6 protein-coding genes are annotated in these 8389 nt (G+C 72.8%); 4 read left to right on the forward strand and 2 right to left on the reverse strand.

The features are described from left to right. The first annotated feature begins 29 nt into the window (after positions 1 to 29). The gene (locus tag ACGF3A_RS42165; protein ID WP_393736315.1) at positions 30 to 1433 is read left to right on the forward strand and encodes an ATP-binding protein; all 1404 of its coding nucleotides are present in this window, start codon (positions 30 to 32) and stop codon (positions 1431 to 1433) included. Here the strand turns inward: ACGF3A_RS42165 and ACGF3A_RS42170 are convergent. Together ACGF3A_RS42170 and ACGF3A_RS42175 are read right to left on the reverse strand one after the other, a co-directional pair. Next, positions 1399 to 4437, reverse strand: coding sequence for an alpha-mannosidase (locus ACGF3A_RS42170; RefSeq protein WP_393736317.1), 3039 nt, complete (start codon positions 4435 to 4437; stop codon positions 1399 to 1401). The genes ACGF3A_RS42165 and ACGF3A_RS42170 overlap by 35 nt on opposite strands. Before the next feature lie 128 nt (positions 4438 to 4565). Next, a complete protein-coding gene (locus tag ACGF3A_RS42175) occupies positions 4566 to 5564 on the reverse strand; it encodes a TAXI family TRAP transporter solute-binding subunit (RefSeq protein WP_393736319.1) in 999 nt (332 codons plus the stop codon). A 78-nt stretch (positions 5565 to 5642) separates the two neighbouring features. On the opposite strand from ACGF3A_RS42175, the gene miaB reads away from it, so the two are divergent. The 3 genes from miaB to ACGF3A_RS42190 all read left to right on the forward strand — a co-directional run bounded on the left by miaB (position 5643) and on the right by ACGF3A_RS42190 (position 8248). Continuing rightward, positions 5643 to 7133, forward strand: coding sequence for a tRNA (N6-isopentenyl adenosine(37)-C2)-methylthiotransferase MiaB (gene miaB, locus ACGF3A_RS42180; RefSeq protein WP_393736321.1), 1491 nt, complete (start codon positions 5643 to 5645; stop codon positions 7131 to 7133). 24 nt (positions 7134 to 7157) lie between these two features. Beyond that, positions 7158 to 7436: a hypothetical protein gene (locus ACGF3A_RS42185; protein ID WP_393736323.1), complete on the forward strand. Its 279-nt coding sequence runs from the start codon at positions 7158 to 7160 to the stop codon at positions 7434 to 7436. 104 nt (positions 7437 to 7540) lie between these two features. Next, a complete protein-coding gene (locus ACGF3A_RS42190; protein WP_393736325.1) occupies positions 7541 to 8248 on the forward strand; it encodes a class III extradiol dioxygenase subunit B-like domain-containing protein in 708 nt (235 codons plus the stop codon). Positions 8249 to 8389: the final 141 nt, after the last annotated feature.

The following is an 8389-nucleotide window of genomic DNA, read 5'->3' on the forward strand; positions in this document are numbered from 1 at the left end:
GCGCCGCTCGGCCGACAGGAACGACGACCGTGCGCTCACGCCTCCTCCCGCTGCTCCTCATCCTGCTCGCGGGTGTCCTGCTCGCCCTCGGCTTCCCCCTCGCCGTCAGCCAGGCCGCCGCCGAGCAGCAGCGCGTCGTGGTGGACCGGATCGACGACACCGCCCGGTTCGCCTCGCTCGCCCAGTTCGTGACCGCGCCCAGCGAACCGGGGGAGCGCCGCGAGACCCTGCGGGGCGAGCTGGAGCGGTACCACGACCTCTACGGCATCCGGGCCGGGGTCTTCTACCGCGACGGCCGTGCCATGGCGGCCGCACCCGGCCGCTGGAAGGTCCCGGAGAAGGACGAGGCCGACGGGGCCCGCGCCTTCGCCGAGGCGCTGGCCGGACGCCGCAGCCACGACCCGCCGCAGGTGTGGCCCTGGCAGGACGGGCGCATCGCCGTCGCCTCGCCCGTCATCCGGGACGGTGACGTCGCCGCCGTCGTCCTCACCGACTCGCCCACCGGGCAGATGCGCTCCCGCATCCTCAAGGGCTGGCTCGCCATCGCCGCGGGCGAGGCCGCCGCGATGCTCCTCGCGGTCGGCGCCGCGCTCCGGCTGACCGGCTGGGTGCTGCGTCCCGTCCGTACGCTCGACCGGGCCACCGCCGAGATCGCCACGGGACAGTTCGCCTCCCGGGTGGCCGCCTCCGGAGGGCCGCCCGAGCTGCGCAGGCTGGCGCACCACTTCAACGAGATGGCCGACCACGTCGAGGGCGCCCTCGAACAGCAGCGGGCCTTCGTCGCCGACGCCTCCCACCAGTTGCGCAACCCCCTGTCCGCGCTGCTGCTCCGCATCGAGGTGCTCGGCCTGGAGCTGCCGGAGGGGAGCGAGGAAATGGCGTCCGTACGGGCGGAGGGCAAGCGCCTCGCCCGGGTGCTGGACGACCTGCTGGACCTCGCCCTGGCCGAGCACGCCGACGCCGCCCATGTGGCGCTCACCGACATCGCGGCGCTGGCCGCCGAAAGGGTCGGCTCCTGGCTGCCCGTCGCCGAGCGCGAAGGTGTCACCCTCCGCGCCGCCGGACAGTCCGCCGCCACCGGATGGGCCGACCCTGTCGCACTGTCCAGCGCCCTGGACGCGGTGGTCGACAACGCGCTCAAGTTCACGCCCGAGGGGGGTGAGGTGACCGTGACCGTCACGGCCGAGGGGGAGTGGGTGACGGTCGAGACGGCGGACGGCGGGGACGGGCTGACCGAGGAGGAGAGGGAGCGCGTCGGCGACCGCTTCTGGCGCAGCGGCCGCCACCAGAACGTCTCCGGCTCCGGGCTCGGCCTGTCCATCACCCGCGCCCTGCTGGAGGCGGGCGGCGCGCGGCTCTCCTTCGCGCCCAACGAGCCGCGCGGCCTGCGCGTCCTGATCACCGTGCCGAGGAACGCCCCAGACGCAGCGTGAGGATCTGGAAGGGCCGCAGCGTCACCCGTACGTCCCCGCCCTCCTCCCAGGAGTGGTGCCCGCCCGGCAGCGGCCGTTCCAGCAGGTCCGTCTCGGTCACCGACGTGACGGGGAAGCCCGGCGCGAGGGTGGCCGTTCCGCGCCCTCCGTGCGACTCGTAGAGCCGCACCACGACATCGCCGCTCCGGTCCTCCGCGAGCTTCACCGCCTCGGCCACCACCTGGTCGCTGTCGACCCTCACAAGAGGAGCGACGGAGGAGGCGCCGCCCGTGACCGTGCGCTCCGGAAGGTTGATCCGGTGCCCTTCTCGTACGGCGTCCCCGACCGAGGCGCCCGGGGCCAGCCCGTAGCGCATGCTGTGGACGCCCTGGTCGGTCTCCGGGTCCGGGTAGCGGGGCGCGCGGAGCAGGGACAGCCGTACGGTCGTCGTCTGGCCGCCGTCCTCCCGGATGTCGCGGGTGACGTCGTGCCCGTAGGTCGAGTCGTTCACCAGGGCCGCGCCCCAGCCGGGCTCCTCGACCTGGAGCCAGCGGTGCGCGCAGATCTCGAACTTCGCCGCCTCCCAGGAGGTGTTCGTGTGGGTCGGCCGGAAGACGTGCCCGAACTGGGTCTCCGCCGCCGACCTGTCGGCCTTCACGTCCAGCGGGAACGCCGCCTTCAGCAGCCGCTCGCTCTCCTGCCAGTCGACCTCCGTGCCGACGAGGAGCACCTTGCTCCCCGCGCGCAGGGTCAGCTCCTGCACGACGGTGGATGCGCCGAACGAACGGCCCACCCGTACGGTCGCGCTCCGACCGTCCGTCTCCGCGACGGTCAGCTCGTCCGCGTGCGTCAGATCGGTGACGGTGTTGCGGTAGAAGGAGTCGATGTCCCAGGCGTCCCAGTGGTTCGGGAAGTCCGGGTGCACCTGGAGGAGGTTGGCGGCGTGCCCCGGCGCCACGGCCTCGCGCTCCGCCTCCCTGTCGTACGCGGAGACGACCAGCCCCCGCCCGTCCACCTCGACGCGCAGCAGGCCGTTGTCGAGCGTCCAGCCACCGCGCGGACGCTCCCCGACGGTCACGGGGGCGCCGGTACGGTCCGGCGCGGGGGCGGCCCCGCCCGCGGGCACACCGTCCCGGGCGTGCGGGGCGCCGTTGAAGACGACCGCGCGGTCGCCCTCGCCCGCGAGCGCCCGCTGTGCGCCGTCGATGATCCCCTCCAGCTCGGCACGGACCCTGGCGTACGTCTCGCGGGCCTCCCGGTGCACCCAGGCGATGGAGGAGCCCGGAAGGATGTCGTGGAACTGGTGCAGCAGCACGGTCTTCCACAGCTGTTCCAGGTGCTCGTACGGATAGACGTAGCCGCCCGTACGGACCGCCGCCGTGGCCGCCCACAGCTCGGCCTCGCGCAGCAGGGACTCGCTGTGCCGGTTGCCCTGCTTGGTCTTCGCCTGGGAGGTGTACGTGCCCCGGTGCAGCTCCAGATAGAGCTCACCGGCCCATACGGGCGCGTCCGGGTACTCCGCGTGGGCCTTCTCGAAGAAGGCCGCGGGCTTCTCCACCGTCACCCTGGGCGAACCGTCCAGATCGCGCAGCCGCGCGGCACGGGCCAGCATCTCCCTGGTCGAGCCGCCGCCCCCGTCGCCGTACCCGAAGGGGGCGAGGGAACGGGAAGCGGCCCCCTTCTCGCGGAAGTTGCGGGCGGCGTGGGCCATCTCCCTGCCGCTCAGGCGCGAGTTGTAGGTGTCGACCGGCGGGAAATGGGTGAAGATCCGCGTCCCGTCGATCCCCTCCCACCAGAAGGTGTGGTGCGGAAAGGGATTGGTCTGGCTCCAGGAGATCTTCTGCGTGAGGAACCATTTCGACCCGGACAGCTTCACGAGCTGCGGCATGGCCGCCGTATAGCCGAAGGAGTCCGGCAGCCACACCTCACGGGTCTCGATGCCGAACTCGTCCAGGAAGAACTTCTTCCCGTAGAGGAACTGCCGCGCCATGGCCTCCCCGCCGACCATGTTCGTGTCCGACTCGACCCACATGCCGCCCACCGGGACGAACTGTCCGTCCGCGACCTTCTTCTTCACCCGCGCGTACACCTCGGGGCGGTGCTCCTTGATCCACGCGAGCTGCTGCGCCTGCGACATGGCGAACAGGAAGTCCGGATGGTCGTCCATCAGCGCCACCATGTTGGACGCGGTGCGCGCCACCTTCCGTACGGTCTCGCGCAGCGGCCACAGCCACGCCGAGTCGATGTGGGCGTGGCCCACCGCGCTCACCCGGTGCGCCGAGGCGCGGGCAGGGGAGGAGAGGGCCGGTGCGAGCCGCTCACGGGCCCGTACGGCCGTGCCGGGCACGTCGTGGAGGTCCAGCGCGTCCAGCGTCCGTTCGACGGCCCTGAGCAGCTCCCAGCGCCGCGCGTCCTCCAGCGGCAGCTCCTCCATCAGGGAGCCCGCCACCTCCAGGTCCTGGACCAGCTCCCACACCTCCGTCCGGAAGACGGTGAGGTCCATCCGGGCCAGCCGGTAGAGCGGCCGGGAGGAGGCGGTGAGCCGGTCGCCCTCGTACGTCGGCGTCTGCGGCACGTTGACGATCGGGTTGGACGCCGCCTCCACGTACAGCTCGACGCGCTCCCCGCCGGACGCCGGACCGGCGATACGCACCCAGGAGTTGCGCGGGTGCAGCCCCTTCACGGCCTCGCCGTCCGGGCGGTAGACGAGTCCCTCGCACTGGAAGCCCGGCATGTCGCGGTCGAAGCCCAGGTCGAGCACCGCCTCCACGGTGCTGCCCGCCCAGGCGTGCGGCACCTGTCCGGTCACCCGGAACCAGGTGGTGCCCCAGGCGGGTCCCCACTCGTCACCGGCCGCCGCGGGAGCGTACGGCGCGGAGAGCGCCTCGGCGACGGGAACGGGCTCGCCCGGAGCCTCCCAGCGCTCGACGGTCAGCGGCTGCGGATCGGTATGGACGCACGGCCTGACGCGCTCGTCCAGGACGCGGCGCAGCCGGTCTTCGACAGTGCGGCGGTCGTCATGCATGGAGACGCTCCTTAGCGGCGCTGGCCCGCGGACGGCCGGGACGGGGCGTACGCGGGGGCGTACGTGAGGGCATACAGAAGGGGATTACCACCCGCGGCGCCGCGGAATCCCTCGCCGGACCCTCCGCCCTACGGCTTCTCCTCGCGGTAGTACCGCCGGGCGCCCTCGTGGAGCGCGACCGGGTCCGTGTAGATCGCGGTGCGCAGGTCCACCTTCTGCGCCGCGTGGACCTTCCGGCCGATCTGGTCGCGGCTCCTGAGCACGGAGCGCGTCATGGCCTCGGTCAGCCCCGGGTCGGCACGGTCCGTGGTCAGCAGCAGATTGGCCACCGCCACCGTCTTCACCGACTTCCCGCGCTGCACCGAGGGATACGCGTCGGGCGCCATCACGGCGGCCCGGTAGTAGCGCGTCTCGGGCTCCTGCGCGTGCAGCCTGGGCACCAGGTCGCCGAGCTGCACGAGACGGATACGGGTACGGTCCGCGAGCCGCTCGACCGCGCTGGTGGGCAGTCCGCCCGACCAGAAGAAGGCGTCCAGCTTCCCCTCGGCCAGCAGGCTTGGCATCCGGTCGATCCCGCTGCGCACCTGCTCGACGTCGCCGCGCGGATCGAGTCCCGCCGCCTTCAGCAGCCGCCCCGCGATCAGCGAGACCCCGGAACGGGACTCCCCGACGCCGACCTTCAGCCCCTTCAGGTCCTTCGCGCTGCGCACGGGGGAGTCCGCGGGGACGACCAGGTGCATGTAGTCGTCGTACAGCCGCGCGCACGCCCTGATGCGCCGTGCGTCCTTTCCGCCGCTGCGCTGGTAGGCCGCGACGGCGTCCGCCGCCGCGATGGTGAAGTCGGCCTTCCCGGAGGCGAGCCGCTCGACGTTGTCGACCGAGCCCTGGCTGCGCCGCAGCCGCAGATCCACGTCCGGCAGGTCCTCGTCCAGCCGCTCCTTGAGGAGCTTCCCGTAGCGCTCGTACACCCCGGTCCGTACGCCCGTGCCGAAGGTGACCGTCCCGCTCGGCGACGGCCCGGAGCCCGGGACGAGCCACCAGGCGAGCAGCCCGCACACGACGGCCACGGCGCCCGCCGCCCACAGCAGACGCCTCGTCCGGGAATCAGGAAGACGCAGGCCGACCATGGGCGGGATCCTGCCAGGAGCGAGGTCGGGAAGGGAGGGGCGGGGGCCCGTGGCGAGCGCGTACCCTGGTCGACTGAGATGACTGCGAAGACATACGAGCTGCGTACGTTCGGCTGCCAGATGAATGTCCACGACTCCGAGCGGATGGCCGGTCTGCTGGAGGACGCCGGTTACGTGCGCGCGCCCAAGGACGCCGACACCGCGGATGTCGTCGTGTTCAACACCTGCGCCGTGCGGGAGAACGCGGACAACCGCCTCTACGGGAATCTCGGCCAGCTCGCCCCCAAGAAGGCGGCCCGCCCCGGGATGCAGATCGCGGTCGGCGGCTGCCTGGCGCAGAAGGACCGCGACACCATCGTGAAGAAGGCCCCCTGGGTCGACGTGGTCTTCGGCACCCACAACGTCGGCAAGCTGCCGGTGTTGCTGGAGCGTGCACGTGTCCAGGAGGAGGCGCAGGTCGAGATCGCCGAGTCCCTCGAAGCGTTCCCCTCGACGCTGCCCACCCGCCGCGAGAGCGCCTACGCGGCCTGGGTCTCCGTCTCCGTCGGGTGCAACAACACCTGCACGTTCTGCATCGTCCCGCAGCTGCGCGGCAAGGAGAAGGACCGCCGTCCCGGCGACATCCTCGCCGAGGTCGAGGCGCTGGTCGCCGAGGGCGTCAGCGAGATCACCCTGCTCGGCCAGAACGTCAACGCGTACGGGTCGGACATCGGCGACCGCGAGGCCTTCAGCAAGCTCCTGCGGGCCTGCGGCGGCATCGAGGGCCTGGAGCGCGTCCGCTTCACCTCGCCCCACCCGCGCGACTTCACGGACGACGTCATCGCCGCCATGGCCGAGACGCCGAACGTCATGCCGCAGCTCCACATGCCGCTCCAGTCGGGCTCCTCGCGCGTGCTGAAGGCCATGCGCCGTTCGTACCGCCAGGAGCGCTTCCTGGGCATCATCGAGAAGGTCCGCGCGGCCATGCCCGAGGCGGCCCTGTCCACCGACATCATCGTCGGCTTCCCCGGCGAGACCGAGGAGGACTTCCAGGAGACCCTGCACGTCGTGCGCGAGGCCCGCTTCGCGCAGGCGTTCACCTTCCAGTACAGCAAGCGGCCCGGGACACCGGCCGCCGAGATGGACGGGCAGATCTCCAAAGAGGTCGTCCAGGAGCGCTACGAGCGTCTGGTCGCCCTCCAGGAGGAGATCTCCTGGGAGGAGAACAAGAAGCAGGTCGGCCGCACCCTGGAGCTGATGGTCGCCGAGGGCGAGGGCCGCAAGGACGACGCGACGCGGCGCCTGTCCGGCCGCGCGCCCGACAACCGCCTGGTGCACTTCACCCGCCCCGAGGAGACGGTGCGTCCCGGGGACATGGTGACGGTCGAGATCACCTACGCGGCGCCGCACCACCTCCTCGCCGAGGGCCCGGTGTCCGCCGTGCGCCGCACGCCCGCCGGAGACGCCTGGGAGCGCCGTACGGCGGCCCCCGAGGAGGCGCCGAACGGCCAGGGCGTCATGCTCGGCCTGCCCTCCGTCGGCGCGCCCCCGGCGCCGCCCGTCGCGCAGAGCGGCTGCGAGGTCTGCTGAGCGGTGGCGCGGTGGGGAGTGATCGTGGTGGAGGACGGCGGGCAGACCTGGTCGACGGCCAATCTGCTCGCCGAGTACGAGGCGGACACCCGGGCCGAGGCCGAGGAGCTGGCGAAGCCGTACATCCGCGCCTATGAGCCGCGGCATCCGATGACGCCCAAGCGCAACCGGCTCTACCGCACGGCCGACGGCTGGCTGCTGCTCGGCGAGGGGTCGTTCCAGCGGCAGTACCCGTACCACTTCCGGGTCTGCGAGCTGGAATGGGACTCGGCGGACGCGTCCGTGGAGGACCGGCGCCGCTGACGCGCGGCGTCCTCCCGTGCGAGTCCGCGCGGCCTCGCACGGGAGGGTGAGTCACGGCCGGGGCAGTCTGGGCAGAAGGGGCGAGTCCCCTTAAGCTGCGCGCCATGCTTGTCGCCGCAGCCGTATGCCCCTGCCCGCCGCTTCTCGTGCCCGAGGTCGCCAGCGGGGCCGCCCCCGAGATGGACGACGCGCGCGCCGCCTGTTACGACGCCGTGGGCGTCCTGGCGGCCGCCCGACCCGACCGGCTGTACGTCCTCGGCCCCGCCGAGCAGTCCGGCCGGGGGCCGCACCCGCAGGGCGCCCGGGGCTCCTTCCGGGGCTTCGGGGTCGACCAGGAGGTCAGCCTCGGCAAGGGCGACCCGGCCCGCCGCGAACTGCCGCCGTCCCTCGCCGTCGGAGCCTGGCTGCTGGAGCGTACGGACTGGACGGGCTCCCCCGTCGAGGGCCTCGGCATCGGGGAGCCGCTCGCCCGTGAGCGCTGCGCCTCGGTCGGCAAGGAGCTGGCGAGCAGCGCCGACAGGGTGGCGCTGCTGGTGATGGGCGACGGCAGCAACTGCCGCACCCTCAAGGCCCCGGGCTACTTCGACGACCGTGCCGCCTCCTTCGACGCCGAGGCCGCCCGCGCGCTCGGCTCCGCCGACGTCCCCGCCCTGTTCGCCCTGGACGCCGAGCTGGCCTACGAGCTCAACGTCGCGGGCCGCTCCTCCTGGCAGACCCTCGCGGGCGCGGGAGAGGGCGCGGGGCTGGCCGGACGGCTGCTGTACGACGACGCCCCGTACGGAGTCGGCTACCTGGTGGCGAGCTGGTCGTAGGGCCGCCCGCGCGGCCCCTGAACGCGTGTGTGGGGGTGTGCGAGCGTCCGTACGCTCGCACACCCCCACACACCCCCGGCCACATATTCAGGGCGGCCAGATGCCCGGACCCCCCCGCCGAGTCCCCTAGAGGAGGCGACC

Origin of the sequence: Streptomyces sp. NPDC048172, assembly GCF_043202595.1 — a bacterium.
Taxonomy (GTDB): Bacteria; Actinomycetota; Actinomycetes; order Streptomycetales; family Streptomycetaceae; genus Streptomyces.